The sequence below is a fragment of the Pantoea stewartii genome (genome assembly GCF_011044475.1).
Lineage (GTDB): Bacteria > Pseudomonadota > Gammaproteobacteria > Enterobacterales > Enterobacteriaceae > Pantoea > Pantoea stewartii.
Genome location: NZ_CP049115.1, coordinates 3,273,533 through 3,287,774, shown reverse-complemented (window position 1 = coordinate 3,287,774; position 14,242 = coordinate 3,273,533). Strand labels below are relative to the sequence as shown.

Here is a 14,242-nt window from a genome sequence, read left to right as displayed (position 1 = left end):
AAAAGTGAGCAGCCTCCATGCTGCCAACATTCTATTCAGCCTGAAAATAGTGGCTTCAACCGTGGGCAGAAATCTATTATAGTTGTGCCAGTACAAGGCGAACGCCATGGCATGTTTTTAAATCTCTGATGCTATCGATGCGCGTCATGATTTGCAATATTTCTGTAATCCGTATCATTTATAATTTTATAAGATAGAACTGTTTATTGAATAAGGATAAAGTATGAGTGAATTTATCTCTGGATATGAGAAAGAATTTCACGATGCGATAGAACGGACGGACTCATGGGGGATGTGTGCACCGTACTTTAAGCCATCGACAAAACGATATATTGATGAAAAGGCACTTCAAAAAATCACTGAATACCTTGAGATTTTCATTGAGGGTCGCGATATAAAACTTATATCTCAACAGTGTTTTGCAGTTAATTTATTTATGCAGAAAAAGTTAGAGAGAATTTTAGGAACGTCTCTCATGTATACGCTAGGATATGTTGAACATAATCATCATAAAGTATTTTACACTCCGGAAGAACAGCTCCGGAAACGACTATCTGCTCCACCGTCATTGCATCCTTCCGACCTTCACGCCTGGCTGACTTCACCTTCTTATGAAATTATCGATCTCACTTTTTTTACAACTTATGGTGTTGCCTGTGATCTTCCCCTCTGTATAGGCGGGGTGGCGGCTCAACATCATTCACTATTTAACGAAGCTTTAATCCACCACCCTCAAATTGTCGGAATCGAATTTTTGGATACGATCGGTGTATGGATGAAATTTGATGAGAGTTAAATCTGAATATTACTGTCTAGTATCCCTAACAACCCGATGTTGAATTTGAGTTCGGTATAGCTGGTTATTAGCAGGCAGATAAATGAATCACCTTGCTCTGGCTGGACTGAAGTGTCCAGAAAATGGGCAGGAAATGACAGGCTAACGATTAAGGTTCGTCGCACGCCAGAGGGAGCTGGCATCTCCGGTCACAAGGCAGGAAGCGTTGTTAAGTCAACCTATATCCCATCTGATCCTAAGCACGTCACTGATGTCTGGGGAAGACGTCTCTTCAGCCAGACTCATGCATCAGCACGTGGTGAAGCTGATTAAGTCTTTTTTCAGGCACCGGAGTATCCGGTGCCTGAAAACTATAAATGAGCACGCTGACTATTCAGAGCACGCTCAGTCAATCCCTGCTGTTCGTACGAGCGTGACCTGCTCCCAGTTGACTCACACAGAATGCTGTTAGCTATGTCCGTAGATCGCTCACAGCGGACGATTGACACAGAATGTCCGCTCCGTGCCAGAAGCGGACCCCGCTAAAGCGGCCTGTACTAAATTGAGGGGCAGCACAATAACAATGCCACCATCTTAATTAACCGCTAAAATTAACTTTCGCTTTTTCTTGAAAAATATTCTTCTATCAAAGGGAGGTAATGGCTTATTGGTCAAATTTTATCCAACATAATGCAGCATAAAAATTAACATCATGTTAAACCATTTATCATCATACAACTCATTGTTTTATATTTAAAAGAATAAAAATTATGCATATTTGTGTTCACATACTGTTGAATACTGTTTAAGGATGGTTAATATAACTCAGAGTTACTTGACGAGGACACTAGTTTGGATTTTAAAAAAAATGACTTTAATGAAATATATAACCAGCCTACACCTGACAGTTACATCTCACAGCTTGGCAGACTGAATTATCGGAATGATGATTTTGTTTATGGTCCGCTTTTAAAGCAAATTGAATTCTATACGAAGCAGCGTGGAGAGTGCAAAATCATTGATGTAGCTTGTAGTTATGGATTCAATGGCAGGATAGCTAAATATAGAGTTCCATACGGTAATTGGGATGAAAAATTATCTCCTTTTACTAACACTATATGTGATGTAATCGGTATTGATGTCTCAGACAGGGCCCTGGCATATGCGTTAAAAGAGAATTATATAGATTATCTCATATGCCAGAATCTCGAAGAGGAAGAACTTAAAGAGGAGAATTTTAATCTTCTGTCAAACACGGATCTAATTGTTGCTTCCGGTGCATTTAGTTATGTTGGTGTTAAAACTTTTTCTAAAATTTACTCCCACCCTGAAAACAAAGCTGATTTTATTGGTTGGCCAACTTGTAGCTTCGATAAGAACGAACTATTGTCTTTTCTTGAAAAAGAATTTGATCGCGTAGAAATTCATCCTGAAGTTTTTCCTATGCGAAATTTTGCGTCAAATCATGAACGTGATTCATACTTTGAAAATTTAAAAATTCACAATCCTGAATATATTAATAAGAGTCATAACGCATTGTCCGTTTTTCAAATTAATGCATATGGTAAAAGATGATGAAAAAAATACTGCCCCCTATTGGAATTAGTCATACTACCCATAGGATAGAAGATTTATACAATGAAAAACTCAAAGGGAAAAGTCAGCTTGTATTTCATCCGGCAGCTCAGCCAAATAGTTACCCTCACTTTGGGACAGTTACTTCGTTAATTAGCACTTTCGCACTTGCTAAAAAGCTTAAAGAAAATTGTGGTACAGAGTCCAAGGTTCTTTTTTGGGAGCTTGAGAACGCACCGAGTGACACGTGCGAAATTGATGGTTCTATTTTCTACAGAACGCTGGGTAAATCTCCTAGTAATAACTATGACTCTAAGTCCGAAAAACATTTGAAAGAATTTCGCAATCTTCTAAAGATTTTTTCTGATATTTCAGGTATTCCATATAACTCTTGGAGTTATAACGACTTCCAGTCTACCCCTGAAGTAAGAGAAATAATTATTAACTTGATTGAGCGGGAAGATGAGTTAGCTACACTTCTCTGCCCTTCAGAAAAGAAATTTAAAGTAAGATTCGCCTGTCCAGTATGCGATTTCGCCGAAAAGACAGGTGGAAAGTATGCAGGTAAAAGTACAGATGGTGGCCGTATTTATGAATGCTCGTGCCCTTTACATGGTAGTTATGAAGGTCTTTTGTCTGTAAACAATACTGATCTTTTCGATATAAATACTCCTGTTAGAGCACTCGCTCGCGAAATTTATTATATATACAAGATGAAAAAGGCTGATGGACAAAACATGATGAGTGATGGTGCTGACTGGGTTCAGTACGCCACCCTAAACATGGAGGCGTTAATACGTTATGGTATTCCAGTAGAAGATCACCCGCTCCGTTTTTTTTCACCAGTAATATTAGATGAGTTTGGCGCAAAATTGGCAAAATCTGCTCAGATAGGTAGTGACCGTTATGCACACCTTCCCAAATATAACGTTGACTCCACCTGTCTTGAGCACACATTTGGAAGTGATATCTACTATCAGCTATGGAAAGAAGTCTCGGGTTGGTTAGAACATCCGCGTAAAGTTTTTAGGAATTACACCGTGAAATATTTCGAGGAATTACTGGGCCACTAATATGAATATATGTGTATTTTGTAGTTCAGGGAATGGTATCAATCCACTTTTGAGTTATGCAGCCTACGAGACAGGTAACCGTCTGGCAAGGCGAGGTGATACAATCATACATGGAGGTTCTCGAAGCGGATTAATGGGAAAGCTTACCGAAGGAGCAGAAGCTGCCGGAGGTAAAGTGATAGGCGTAACTTGTCCACAGGTTCGCCCCTCTGAACCTTTACCAGAGAGTTCACTTGAAATAATAGAAACCGACTCACTTAGCTTGAGAAAAATAGCGATGATAAATATAGCTGATGAGTTTCTCATTCTTCCAGGTGGTTTTGGGACATTGGATGAGACGTGCGAAGTCATCACACAAAAACAGCTAGGGCTGATTAAGCAGGCTGTAAGCTTTATAAATATCAATAATTATTGGGATAAGTTTTTTGAATTTATTAAAATAGCTGAGCGTGAAGAGATGATCATTACTGAAGGAAGAGATACATTCAGAAAATACGCCTCGCTTGATGAGTACTTCACAAAATTATGATTAATTATCTCCTTAATGGTACACTAATACTGCTATTAGGCCTTTTATGGGCATCTGAATCAGTACTTGGTAAGTTACTGTTAACAGATGGGGCAGGTATTTTTGATTTTCCCATAGTTCTGAACTTTGGAACTGTCATCGCCATTCTTATATTGGCATTTTTAAAGAGAAATGTGAGGGTTTTGACAGATGTGAACATTAAGTCCTGCATTTGGTTGCTTAGTACAGCATTGACTTTAGTGTTCTTTCCATACTGCATTCTTTACTTTTCCTTGCAGCAAATGAGTCCTGCCGAAACCTCTCTTATAACAAGCTTAACGCCAGTATTTTCAATGATACTAGGCCTTATGCTCAGACAGATGAGGCTTAGTGCTTTATCTATAGTGGCACTAGTCTCTGGTGTTTTTGGGGCATCTCTATTGATAGTGCCTCAGTTAGATAGTAGCTCTGGCAATGCTTCTTCATTCTATTATGTTATCATGCTTTTAGTGCCACTTTCATACGCGGCTAGCGGCTATTTTCTTAAAGCTTCTTTTCGCGCCGGAATAACGTACAACCAACTCCTTCTTGCTACAAATCTTGTTTCTGGATGCTTGTTTTTAATTTTAAATGACGGATTTCCCAGCAATATACAGATTAGTAGCACAAGTATTTATTTAACAGGTGTTGTATTTAATATTGCGGCAATAGCACTAATGCTTTTTATATCGGGCCGAAGCACACCGTTTTCATTAAGTTTTTCAAATCACGCAACACTTGTTTTTTCTTTTATTTTCTCTGCTTTATTCTTTAACCAAGAAATGAACTTCGCTATATTCTTATCAGTTATCCTTATAGTTTTTAGCTCCGTCCTAACACAGGTAAAAAAATGATGATTCATTTTATTACAGGCAATTCAGAAAAATTCAACGATGCACGGCGACATTTTGATTCCTGTGGAATTAACTTAAAACAGACCATAATGTTTGTTCCTGAGATACAGGCTGAACATGCAAATGAAGTTTGCAAAAAAAAAGCAGAGTATGTATCAGGGAAAATTAATCTCCCCTTTTTTGTGGAAGACAGTAGTTTTCATATTCCTGCCCTAAAAGAGTTTCCTGGGGTTTATGTAAAATATGTTTTAGAAACTCTTGGCACGGAAGGCTTACTCAAAGTAATGAGTGGAATAAAGAATCGTGAATGCTATTTCAGAAGTTGCATTTGCTATTACAATGAAAAAAAAGAAAAGCATGAGTTTACGTTTATCAGAGATAATCTTTATCTCACTGAAAAACCATATAGAAGCATACATGGCTGGTCACAGCTTTGGAATATAATCGGCTTAAGCGATTATGGTAAACATTTTAGTGAACTCAATCCATTGCAGGCTTCAGCACTGGAAGATAAGTGGAGAAAAGAAACTCCTTTCACCCAGCTTACTGATTTTATAAGAGAAGTTAATCAAGATGACGTATAATCAAAAATATATATAAGCCAATAAATTTACAATTTTCAGTTAACACTTACTTTAGCTGAAGCAAACGTCCACTTCTCGCTCATAGCGGACATCTGGGGAGATGGGCTGTCCGCTTCGTGCCAGGAGCGGACGTTGGCGTGTTATGACGATTTCAGGATTACTCATAGAATGGCTTTGTAGTTGAGATTAACGTGATCGGAATATTATTCCGCTGTATCCTGGCTAAATTTTTTTTCATATCACTAACGCAAAATGTTTTGCGTCATTGAAAAGAAGGAATTCGTATAATATGTCTCAAATTAAATTTGAACTGAGTCTTGGAAGCGACATATTACGTGATGGCATGTTTCTGGAATTATCTGTCAGCGAGACATCTCCTTTACGGCAAATTGCTGAAGTTTTCTATTCGGATGTTACACACGAATTCTTTTTGACCTGCTACGAAGAGAATATCCCTCTGGAAGCAGTGGAAAAGCTGATTTCGGAGGCGAGGATATCTCTCCCGCCAGTGAAGCAAGAACAATCCACATAGCACAGACCACATATCAATGTCCGCTCCTAGCTCATAGCGGACCTTCAGCTCAGTCAGCCTGTCCGCACTGACGCTCCTGTAAATGCATACTTCCGTTATCTGCCAGTCGGTACAGGGCTTGTGTGTGACAGGGTACCAACCCCGTACGCTGCAGGTTACGTGACCTGCCCCCAGTATTAGATACAACCTTCAGTTAGTAATGTCGGTGGGTTTTTCTTCATGTTTCCCGTTTCGCCAGCCTGCTGCAAATTCAGATGGCGTCTGATAATTAAGCGATGAATGAGGTCTGGACTCGTTATAGTCCTGCCGCCAGTCATTAATGATTTTCCGGGCATGAAGAACATCGCTGAACCAGTGCTCATTCAGGCATTCATCCCGAAAGCGACCGTTAAAACTCTCAATAAATCCGTTTTGAGTTGGCTTGCCTGGCTGGATTAAACGCAGCTCAACACTATGTTCAAAGGCCCATTGATCCAGCGCGTGGCAGGTAAATTCCGGGCCATGATCGGTTCTTATCGTCGCAGGATATCCACGAAACAGCGCAATGCTGTCCAGAATAAGCACGACCTGAACGCCTGAAATCCCGAAAGCGGCGGTGATCGTTAGACACTCTTTCGTGAAATCATCCACACAGGTCAGGCACTTAATCCGGCGGCCGCTGGCAAGTGCATCCATGACAAAATCCATTGACCATGTCATGTTCGGCGCCTCCGGGCGGAGAAGCGGAAGCCGTTCAGTCGCCAGACCCTTACGTCGGCACCTGCGTTTTACACACAGACCGTTAAGGTGACAGATGCGGTAAACCCGCTTGTGGTTGATGTGAAGGCCCTCCCGGCGCAATAACTGCCAGATCCGTCGGTAACCAAATCGCCGGCGTTCAAGTGCCAGCTCTGTGATGTGTAGAGACAGTTGCGCGTCAGCAGCCGGACGCTGGGCCGAATAACGGCAGGTTGAAAGTGACAGACCGGCCAGACTGCAGGCACGGCGTTGCGACAGACCCATTGCCTCACACATGACCTCCACGGCTTCCCGCTTCTGGTCTGTCGTCAGTACTTTCGCCCCAGAGCCACCTGAAGTGCCTCCTTATCCAGCATGGCTTCGGCGAGTAGCTTCTTGAGGCGGGCGTTCTCCTCTTCAAGCGACTTGAGCCGCTTCACTTCGGGAACTTCCATGCCGCCGAACTTCTTGCGCCAGGAGTAAAAGGTAGCGTCTGAAATAGCATGTTTACGGCAGAGTTCCCGGGCTGAAACCCCGGCTTCTGCCTCGCGGAGAATACTGATGATCTGTTCGTCGGAAAATCGCTTCTTCATGGGGATGTCCTCATGTGGCTTATGAAGACATTACTAACATCACGGTGTATTAATCAACGGGGAGCAGGTCAGTCGGGTCGGTCTGGTTCAGCGCCATGGTGACGGTTCCCTGCTGAGCCAGCGCCTTCAGCATCAACTGCGATCCGGAAAACTTCGCTGCACCGCCGCTTGCTGTATCCAGGATGGAAATACCGGCGCTGCCGGCATTGGTTGGTGCGCCGGCAAATGTGCTGCCAAGTGTTGCGCCAAAGCCGGTAACGCTTTTCACGATAAGACCCCAGTCCAGGCCTCTGTCGACATTACTGGTCTGGGTAACCCGGACAATCTGCACGTTAAGCTGAACCTGCCTGCTCAGGACTTTATTCTGGTAATCGATGTAGCGACCGACACGGTCCAGCACCTCCGGAGTGTCAGTCACGCTGAGCGTGCCCGTGGCGTCGGACAGCCAGTAGCGGCCGCTTTTAGGCGTCAGGATCTGCTCAACAGTTTTGCGGATATCGTTGTACAGGTCACTGTTCATGCCGTAGTCCGTTTTCTGATTCGAGCTCACGTCGCCTTTAGTGCCGCCGGTGCCGCCTTCTGAACCCAGTTGTGTACCTGCACCGGACGTTATCGACGCGGTGCTGTTGACTTTGGTATTGAGGATGGCGAGCTGGAAGGTGCGTGTGTCCTGAATATAAAAATCCACGCGGCCCGCTGAGCGCCTTACGGACAGACCCAGCGTGCTCGCTGCGATGTTAAGCGCCTCCTGCGCATCGCCCTGAAAGCGTGTTCCCTGGAAGAGAAGAGGTTCAGACGACGACATGGCAGTTGGCTGTGCTGGCATGCCCATCTGCGCCAGCGGAACGCGACCATTGTCGTCCGGCGCAGGAAGGCGGCCATTCATCTGGGAAGTGACGATGCCGCCACCTGGCGTCTGCAGCAGCGCAGCGGACACCTCCGGCGATATGTAAACCCGGAACCCACAGATGGCATTAATGCGGCTCGCTATCTGCGGCAGCGTCAGCCCTTCGGGGTTATTCAGAAATACCGGACAGGGCGGCAGCTTTACGCCGTCCGGTGCCGATATCACTGGCTGTATCGGTCTGAGATTGACCCATGGCTTATCCGACCACACCACAGCCGGCTGAGTAATCTCCTGGCGACTCTTCAGCACGCGCTGAGTTGTGTCAGCCTGCGCCTTATTCTCTTTTTCGATGGTTGAGACGTCTCTGACTGAGCACGAAGACAACATCACCGCAGCGGCCAGCAGCGTCAGTTTTAATGGGGTGCGCGACATCCGCTGCTCCTCAGTTAAGGTAAACAATGCTCCCTTCCGTCACGCCGGACGGAAGGGAAAGATTCATGTCGGTGCCGTCGTACATACGCAGCCGGCCACCGGAAACGGTCAGCGCCAGCGCAGAGGATGTCGACTGATTACGGAGCGCGGCATAAACCCCCGGCGTGTCAGCGACCCAGACCCACAGCCTGCCGTTCTGGATGACGCTCTGAATCCGCTCATCAGGGGGCGGCATCATGCCGGTCGCTGCCGGCGAAACGGGTCCGTCACCCACTGAGCGGCCATGCCGCCAGTCGTTCACCGCATCTGCCGTTCGCAGCATGTCGGTGGCAAGCCGCGAGGGCGCGGCCACGGTCACTGACTGCGTGACAACGTCAGAATTACGTCGCTGGGCGTCACTGGCCAACAGCCCGAAGAACATGGCCAGCGCGATTATCGGCAGGGCAAAACCCATTTCAGCGCCCTCCGGGCGTGGGGGTGTCGCTGACGGACACCAGGCACTGAATGCGGTTGGCTTCGGCAAACAGCGGCTTTTCAGCGTGGCGGTATAAGTCAAATACCTGCACCAGAACCGACTCGAAATTGCCGTGAAACACCAAGGGGGCATCGATGCGGTAATCCAGCGCAACGGGCCAGATCAGGACCCAGTTGCCGCCGTTCGCGCAGGGCGCTTTTGCCGTCCAGGCGGTGAGCGCTTCTTTAAGCGTGGTGCCCGGCTCAGCCCGCCAGGTCTGACCCGTGGCAGGCGGCGTTACCGGTGTACCCGTCGAATAAGTGGGTACGATGCGGCTGTCCGCAGCGGGTGCCGGTGTGACAGCCGTGGACGGCTGCTGATGCACGACGGCAGAGGCTTTTGGTGCGGCATTCACTGTAGTCAGGGGGGCAGTTTTGGTTTTGACGGCTGTCGGAGTAATGACGGTATGATTCTGCTGTGCCGTGGTGCGCGCAGCAGCTGCGGTTCCCGCTGAAACTAAAGAGGCTGGCTTTTGAGAATCGGCCGTTAAATTTCCGGAGGTTACTGACGACTGACTCTGCTGCAGTACCGGTGAGGGTACGCTGAGGCTCTGCGGTTTAAGCCCTGAGGGCGTGACCACATCGCCGGTGAAAGGGTTTCTGGCAAGTCCGGATGCAGGTGTCTGAACTGATACGGCTTTAGTCTGCACAACCGGAGCTGCGTATGGCCTGGTGACCGGGGCGCTGACCGCAGGGCGAATGGCCGGAAGACTCGCAGCCGGCGCTGAAAAGCTGCGGTACTGGTCACGGAGCTCGAAGCAGACTTCACGGTTTACTTCGTCCACCTTCAGGCGCCAGGCGGGACCTGCGACAACCTGAAGCGCTTCGCTGAGCTTCAGCGGGCCGATGGTGCGCTGAACGGCGGGCAGCGGACGGCTGAGCAGTTCAGAAAACGCAGCGCTCGTTGCTGAACACAGTGAATAGCCTGACTCCAGCAGCAGATAACGGAATCCCTCGCCGACCGTGCTCACCAGTTGCGCCGGCATGGTGATATCGACAACCTGATTCAGCGGGTCCAGCTGCGCATCGGCAGGGCGGGTGCTGACAAGGGTATAGCGATCGTAGCGCACCACCTCAGGCGAGCGGTTGCGGTAGATATCATCAAACCGGGCCGGCGTGCGGCTGCGGGAATACACCGACGCGGTGTCTGTCGCGGCTGTATTCACACAGCCTGCCAGCATCACAGTGCAGGCAATGATGCCGGCACGTTTAGCGGCCTGTCCGGAAGGTACTGCCATCAGGTTCCACCCCAGGAATAGTCTTAATCAGGACTGCTATTCTGGCTGCGGTATAAAACCGGACAATTCAAAACTCTGACCGGGAAAATAACAAAAAAACGGAGGCCGGTGATGATGTGAAATGGGAATTGATTCGCCGCTTACGCTTGCATTCCGTCACGAGAAAAACCATGCTGTGAGAGTTCTCCGCAAAGAACACTCCACCCTTAGCGATGGAGATTCAGCCGCCTACGGGCGGTTTTTTCCATTTGAATGGCTGAACAGGCACTTAACTCATCACCTCCTGAAGGCAATTAAGATAAAGCCAAAGGTACAGGTCTAAGGCCGTATGTGCTGCTATAAATCAGAGAAACACTGTTTTGCTGATTACCGCCAGGGAGGGCATATAGAAGCCTGGGAACTTAGCGTTTTGATAATCTTACGAATATAGACAGTGCCATTTAAAGTTATAAGTTTCGGGGATTAGGGTGTAGATTAAAAATCAAACAAAAAGAAATGCCGCTCCAGAGCAATACCGCTTGTCCGCCGAAATGGACTTTTACTGCCAGGAAACAGGAAGGTTTACATGTTCAGAAGTGACGAAGAAATGATCAACATTGTTATTGGAGAAGCATTGTTATCACTGCTGGATGATGACGCTGAAGTTTGTAATGAAACGCTTTCGGCCAGGCTAAAGAGGATGCTTAAGACCGAGACCTGCGATAAGCGTCGTCAGGCTATAAAGGATGCCATACGAGAGACCGGGGGGTATTTAAACAGTGCGGTAAACGCGGAGTTTAACATCGCCAGAGTAAACCCTGCTAATGGCAAGAACTTCACAGGACAGCTCAGCTCACAATGACAGCGCTCGACCATTTGCTCGTTTACAGAGCAGGTGATGATTAACATAAGTCAGTTCATCCTGTGCCTCATCATCTTCACAGCCTTTTCACAACTGACCCGCACCGCCCAGTCGCTGGTTTCATGGCTGAGGCGGTTTAACGCGGAAATTATATCTTCTTTCATTATTTTATCTTTTCCGCTGAGTAACTGCCTGGTAACAAAACCTGTCAACTCCAGCGCTTTTTCGTCGGTATCCTCTCTGGAACCCATTAAGCCTCCCTAAGGCAAATAACATTACAGTATAGCATCCTGAGCGAAGCGGCCCGGCAGTGCCTTATCTGTAATGAATGTGTCCGTAAGGTTGATCAACTTAAACCTGTATTTTTGTTTTCTCTGGCATTCCGTCTGCCTCACTGACCAGTGGCGCAGACCAGAAAATTATTCATCATCGCAATGGCCCGCCCCGTGGCAATCAGGTCAGCGGCAAGCAAAAGGTCCTCACGGAGGAGTAACGCCATCACGCCCGGCATCACCATCCGGGCCTGCACGGGCTCAAAGGCCCGGTTCAGGTGAAGCAGGTTGCTGGCAAAGGTGGAGGTCGTCAGGTAATTCCCCTCAGTCAGCTGGTTTACCATGAGGTCCACGCCCTCCTTCAGGGCACGGACTGACTTATACATCTGCACGGCTTCCCGCTGGCTGTCTGCGTCGTGACTTATACCTTAAAGGTCTCCACCATGGTGCGCAGGGCGTGGGCCTGCTCAGACAGGGATTGCGAGGCCGATGAGGACTCCTCAACCAGCGCCGCATTGTTCTGGGTCACGCCGTCCATCTGACTGACGGCAATGCTGACCTGCGAGATACCCTGCATCTGTTCAGAGGACGCCAGGGAAAGCTCGTCCATGGACTCGGCCAGTTCGCCGACCATGCCGACAATTTTCAGGATGCTCTGGCCGGTCGACGAGGCCACAGTGACGCCGCTTTCTACCTGGGTGACGGCCTGCTCAATGAGCACTTTGATGTCGCGCGCTGCCGTGGCGCTGCGCTGAGCCAGCGTGCGTACCTCACCTGCCACCACCGCAAAACCACGTCCGTCTTCTCCCGCCCGCGCCGCTTCCACGGCGGCGTTCAGCGCCAGGATGTTGGTCTGGAAAGCGATACTCTCAATGACGGAGGTGATGTCGCGTACCTTTGTGGCGCTGACGGAAATTTCGTTCATGGTATCCGACATGCGCTTAACGTCGGACTCGCCGCTGCGGGCCAGCTGTGCGGTCTCACGGGCGGACTCTGCAGTCTGCCGGGCCCCCGCCGCGTTACTTTTTACTGTGGCAGAGAGCTGCTCCATACTGGCTGCCGTTTCCTGCAGCGCGGCAGCCTGCTGTTCAGTGCGCGAGGACAGTTCGGTGTTGCCCTGCGAAATCTCATCGGCGGCCAGCGCCACGGAGGCAGATGAATCTTTAATCTGCGACACGAGGCCGCGCAGGTTGGCCTGCATACCGTCCAGCGAGGCCAGCAGGCTGGTCGTGTCATTGCGGCGCAGCGTGACCGGTGCGGTCAGGTCACCGGCGGCAATTGCGGCAGCCAGCGCCTGCGCCTGAACCGGCTCACCGCCCAGCTGGCGCATCAGGCTGCGGCTGACAATCATGCAGCCCGCGACCGCAGTCAGTACGGACAGCAGTACAAGGATAATCAGCACCGTCCTTGCACGTGAGACCGTTTCACCGGTTTCACTGACCGTGTCCACGGTCTGCTGTTTCTGAATGTCGGTGAGCTGGCTCAGGGCACTGAGCAACCTTCGCTGCACCGGACGAACGGTTTTCATAAGGTAGACGGTTGCTTCCTGCTGACGGTTGTCCATACCCATTTTTCCGGCTGCCATCAGCGCCTGTATTGTTCCGTCCTCCATGGCCAGAATGTCATTCAGCACATCCTTACCTTTTGCGCTGACGCTGTGGGACATGCTGTCAACCAGTTGCTCACGCTCGCTGATGTATTTCTGACGACCGTTCTGCAGCCGATCCCATTCGGGCTGCATTTCTTTGGGGTCACTCAGCAGTGCCAGGTTACGTGCTGCAATCGCCATGTCGCGGATATCGCCGCGCATGTCCAGAACAAGCCCAAACCTTTTCATTTTATTGTTTACGGCATCATTCATGCCGCGCTGCGCGTCGGTCAGCGCGTGCAGGGCCACCCCCGTACAGATAACCAGAAGCAGAACCAGTAAACCGAAGCCTATGGCGAGACGTGTGGATACCTTCATTATGTTTTTCCCGATGACTGGTGATTTTCAGGTCTATCGGCTCCGGCAACTGAGTTCTTCACCCCCTTTACAAAATAAATTTAACACGATTTAATTGAGTGCAGCCTTATTGCTTTCGTAACGGTGGGGCATTGCCCAATGCAATCGCTGACGCCCGTGATATTATTTGCCTCCGGTGCCCTGATGTATGTCACTCATCCAGATCGTCTGAGGCTTGCCGGCTATTAACCACAACAGGAATACCGGCATGATTAACAATGATGACCAGCGTGACACTTCGCCTCAGAGTCTGGACCAATTCCTCTGCTTCGCGCTTTACTCCGCCTCACTGGCGATGACACGCCTTTATCACCCTTACCTTAAACCTCTCGGACTGACCTATCCGCAGTATCTGGCACTGCTGGTACTCTGGGAGCGTGACGGCATTACAGTATCTGAGGTGGGGCAGCGCGTTCATCTTGATTCCGGTACGCTCAGCCACCTGCTTAAGCGACTTGAACAGGCGGGTTTCATCAGCCGCACGCGGGATACAGATCATGATGAACGAAGGGTCATTCTCCAGCTCACAGACGCAGGGCGTGAGCTGCAGCAACGGGCAGCCAATGTACCTGCGAAGATCATTGGCGAAATAGGCATTCCTTTTGAGACGCTGGCTGACATTCGCGATGGCGTAATGAACGTTCAGCAGAGACTTATCGGGGCAGTGCCTGGGGCGCGTAAAGCCACAGGCTGAGTCGCTGACATTATCAGCTCCCGCTTTACATTTAATTTTGTATGAGTCCGGGCATTCAGCTTAAAAAATCCCGGCAGCTAAGCCTGCCTCAGGAGAGCAGGGACGGTTTTCAGAGTTCAGGCGGTTGAAGTGAATATCTGAACGGATAAT

At 48.6% G+C, this 14,242-nt stretch carries 16 protein-coding genes; 9 read left to right on the top strand and 7 right to left on the bottom strand.

What is annotated here, in order from left to right; all coding sequences use genetic code 11:
• Positions 1-223 precede the first annotated feature (223 nt).
• The 7 genes from G5574_RS23730 (at position 224) to G5574_RS15505 (ending at position 5,940) form a co-directional block, all read left to right on the top strand.
• The gene (locus tag G5574_RS23730; RefSeq protein ID WP_244964637.1) at positions 224-796 is read left to right on the top strand and encodes a hypothetical protein; all 573 of its coding nucleotides are present in this window, start codon (positions 224-226) and stop codon (positions 794-796) included.
• A gap of 831 nt (positions 797-1,627) precedes the next feature.
• Positions 1,628-2,350 carry a class I SAM-dependent methyltransferase gene (locus G5574_RS15530; RefSeq protein WP_164482851.1) on the top strand — a complete coding sequence of 241 codons (723 nt, stop codon included), beginning with the start codon at positions 1,628-1,630 and terminating at the stop codon, positions 2,348-2,350.
• Positions 2,347-3,423, top strand: a complete 1,077-nt coding sequence (locus G5574_RS15525) for a hypothetical protein (RefSeq protein WP_164482850.1) — start codon at positions 2,347-2,349, stop codon at positions 3,421-3,423. The genes G5574_RS15530 and G5574_RS15525 overlap by 4 nt, the downstream gene beginning before the upstream one ends.
• A gap of 1 nt (position 3,424) precedes the next feature.
• Positions 3,425-3,952, top strand: coding sequence for an LOG family protein (locus G5574_RS15520; protein WP_164482849.1), 528 nt, complete (start codon positions 3,425-3,427; stop codon positions 3,950-3,952).
• Positions 3,949-4,824 (top strand): DMT family transporter, encoded by an 876-nt coding sequence (locus tag G5574_RS15515; RefSeq protein WP_164482848.1) that lies wholly within the window; start codon positions 3,949-3,951, stop codon positions 4,822-4,824. Before G5574_RS15520 ends, G5574_RS15515 begins: the two co-directional genes overlap by 4 nt.
• Positions 4,821-5,408 carry a non-canonical purine NTP pyrophosphatase gene (locus G5574_RS15510; protein ID WP_164482847.1) on the top strand — a complete coding sequence of 196 codons (588 nt, stop codon included), beginning with the start codon at positions 4,821-4,823 and terminating at the stop codon, positions 5,406-5,408. Before G5574_RS15515 ends, G5574_RS15510 begins: the two co-directional genes overlap by 4 nt.
• Positions 5,409-5,697: 289 nt before the next feature.
• On the top strand, positions 5,698-5,940 hold the full coding sequence (locus G5574_RS15505; RefSeq protein ID WP_164482846.1) for a hypothetical protein: 243 nt from the start codon (positions 5,698-5,700) through the stop codon (positions 5,938-5,940).
• Positions 5,941-6,129: 189 nt separating this feature from the next.
• Here the strand turns inward: G5574_RS15505 and G5574_RS15500 are convergent.
• The 4 genes from G5574_RS15500 to pilL2 all read right to left on the bottom strand — a co-directional run bounded on the left by G5574_RS15500 (position 6,130) and on the right by pilL2 (position 10,280).
• A protein-coding gene (locus tag G5574_RS15500) for an IS3 family transposase (RefSeq protein ID WP_164482845.1) occupies positions 6,130-7,250 on the bottom strand; the annotation gives its coding sequence in 2 pieces (ribosomal slippage) (positions 6,130-6,992 and positions 6,992-7,250; 1,122 coding nt in all).
• Between the two features lie 49 nt (positions 7,251-7,299).
• Positions 7,300-8,529, bottom strand: a complete 1,230-nt coding sequence (locus tag G5574_RS15495; RefSeq protein WP_244964636.1) for a secretin N-terminal domain-containing protein — start codon at positions 8,527-8,529, stop codon at positions 7,300-7,302.
• A gap of 10 nt (positions 8,530-8,539) precedes the next feature.
• Positions 8,540-8,983 (bottom strand): type IV pilus biogenesis protein PilM, encoded by a 444-nt coding sequence (gene pilM / locus G5574_RS15490; RefSeq protein ID WP_164482844.1) that lies wholly within the window; start codon positions 8,981-8,983, stop codon positions 8,540-8,542.
• 1 nt (position 8,984) lies between these two features.
• Positions 8,985-10,280: a PFGI-1 class ICE element type IV pilus protein PilL2 gene (pilL2, locus tag G5574_RS15485; RefSeq protein ID WP_164482843.1), complete on the bottom strand. Its 1,296-nt coding sequence runs from the start codon at positions 10,278-10,280 to the stop codon at positions 8,985-8,987.
• A gap of 565 nt (positions 10,281-10,845) precedes the next feature.
• Here pilL2 and G5574_RS15480 point away from each other — a divergent pair.
• Positions 10,846-11,121: a hypothetical protein gene (locus tag G5574_RS15480; protein WP_164482842.1), complete on the top strand. Its 276-nt coding sequence runs from the start codon at positions 10,846-10,848 to the stop codon at positions 11,119-11,121.
• A gap of 50 nt (positions 11,122-11,171) precedes the next feature.
• On the opposite strand, the gene G5574_RS15475 is transcribed toward G5574_RS15480, so the two are convergent.
• The 3 genes from G5574_RS15475 to G5574_RS15465 all read right to left on the bottom strand — a co-directional run bounded on the left by G5574_RS15475 (position 11,172) and on the right by G5574_RS15465 (position 13,359).
• Entirely contained in the window at positions 11,172-11,372 is a 201-nt protein-coding gene (locus G5574_RS15475) for a hypothetical protein (protein WP_164482841.1), read from the bottom strand.
• Positions 11,373-11,512: 140 nt separating this feature from the next.
• Complete coding sequence (locus G5574_RS15470; RefSeq protein WP_164482840.1) at positions 11,513-11,779, bottom strand: hypothetical protein; 267 nt, start codon at positions 11,777-11,779, stop codon at positions 11,513-11,515.
• Positions 11,780-11,814: 35 nt separating this feature from the next.
• Positions 11,815-13,359 (bottom strand): methyl-accepting chemotaxis protein, encoded by a 1,545-nt coding sequence (locus G5574_RS15465; RefSeq protein ID WP_164482839.1) that lies wholly within the window; start codon positions 13,357-13,359, stop codon positions 11,815-11,817.
• Positions 13,360-13,606: 247 nt separating this feature from the next.
• Here G5574_RS15465 and G5574_RS15460 point away from each other — a divergent pair, with 247 nt between their 5' ends.
• Positions 13,607-14,092, top strand: coding sequence for a MarR family winged helix-turn-helix transcriptional regulator (locus G5574_RS15460; protein WP_164482838.1), 486 nt, complete (start codon positions 13,607-13,609; stop codon positions 14,090-14,092).
• Positions 14,093-14,242 lie beyond the last annotated feature (150 nt).

Bases quoted from the DNA above. Each gene is read 5' to 3' on its own strand.
- G5574_RS23730 (WP_244964637.1), top strand. From the start codon at position 224: ATGAGTGAATTTATCTCTGGATATGAGAAAGAATTTCACGATGCGATA.
- G5574_RS15525 (WP_164482850.1), top strand. From the start codon at position 2,347: ATGATGAAAAAAATACTGCCCCCTATTGGAATTAGTCATACTACCCAT.
- G5574_RS15520 (WP_164482849.1), top strand. From the start codon at position 3,425: ATGAATATATGTGTATTTTGTAGTTCAGGGAATGGTATCAATCCACTT.
- G5574_RS15515 (WP_164482848.1), top strand. From the start codon at position 3,949: ATGATTAATTATCTCCTTAATGGTACACTAATACTGCTATTAGGCCTT.
- G5574_RS15510 (WP_164482847.1), top strand. From the start codon at position 4,821: ATGATGATTCATTTTATTACAGGCAATTCAGAAAAATTCAACGATGCA.
- G5574_RS15505 (WP_164482846.1), top strand. From the start codon at position 5,698: ATGTCTCAAATTAAATTTGAACTGAGTCTTGGAAGCGACATATTACGT.
- G5574_RS15495 (WP_244964636.1), bottom strand. From the start codon at position 8,529: ATGTCGCGCACCCCATTAAAACTGACGCTGCTGGCCGCTGCGGTGATG.
- pilM (WP_164482844.1), bottom strand. From the start codon at position 8,983: ATGGGTTTTGCCCTGCCGATAATCGCGCTGGCCATGTTCTTCGGGCTG.
- pilL2 (WP_164482843.1), bottom strand. From the start codon at position 10,280: ATGGCAGTACCTTCCGGACAGGCCGCTAAACGTGCCGGCATCATTGCC.
- G5574_RS15480 (WP_164482842.1), top strand. From the start codon at position 10,846: ATGTTCAGAAGTGACGAAGAAATGATCAACATTGTTATTGGAGAAGCA.
- G5574_RS15475 (WP_164482841.1), bottom strand. From the start codon at position 11,372: ATGGGTTCCAGAGAGGATACCGACGAAAAAGCGCTGGAGTTGACAGGT.
- G5574_RS15470 (WP_164482840.1), bottom strand. From the start codon at position 11,779: ATGTATAAGTCAGTCCGTGCCCTGAAGGAGGGCGTGGACCTCATGGTA.
- G5574_RS15465 (WP_164482839.1), bottom strand. From the start codon at position 13,359: ATGAAGGTATCCACACGTCTCGCCATAGGCTTCGGTTTACTGGTTCTG.
- G5574_RS15460 (WP_164482838.1), top strand. From the start codon at position 13,607: ATGATTAACAATGATGACCAGCGTGACACTTCGCCTCAGAGTCTGGAC.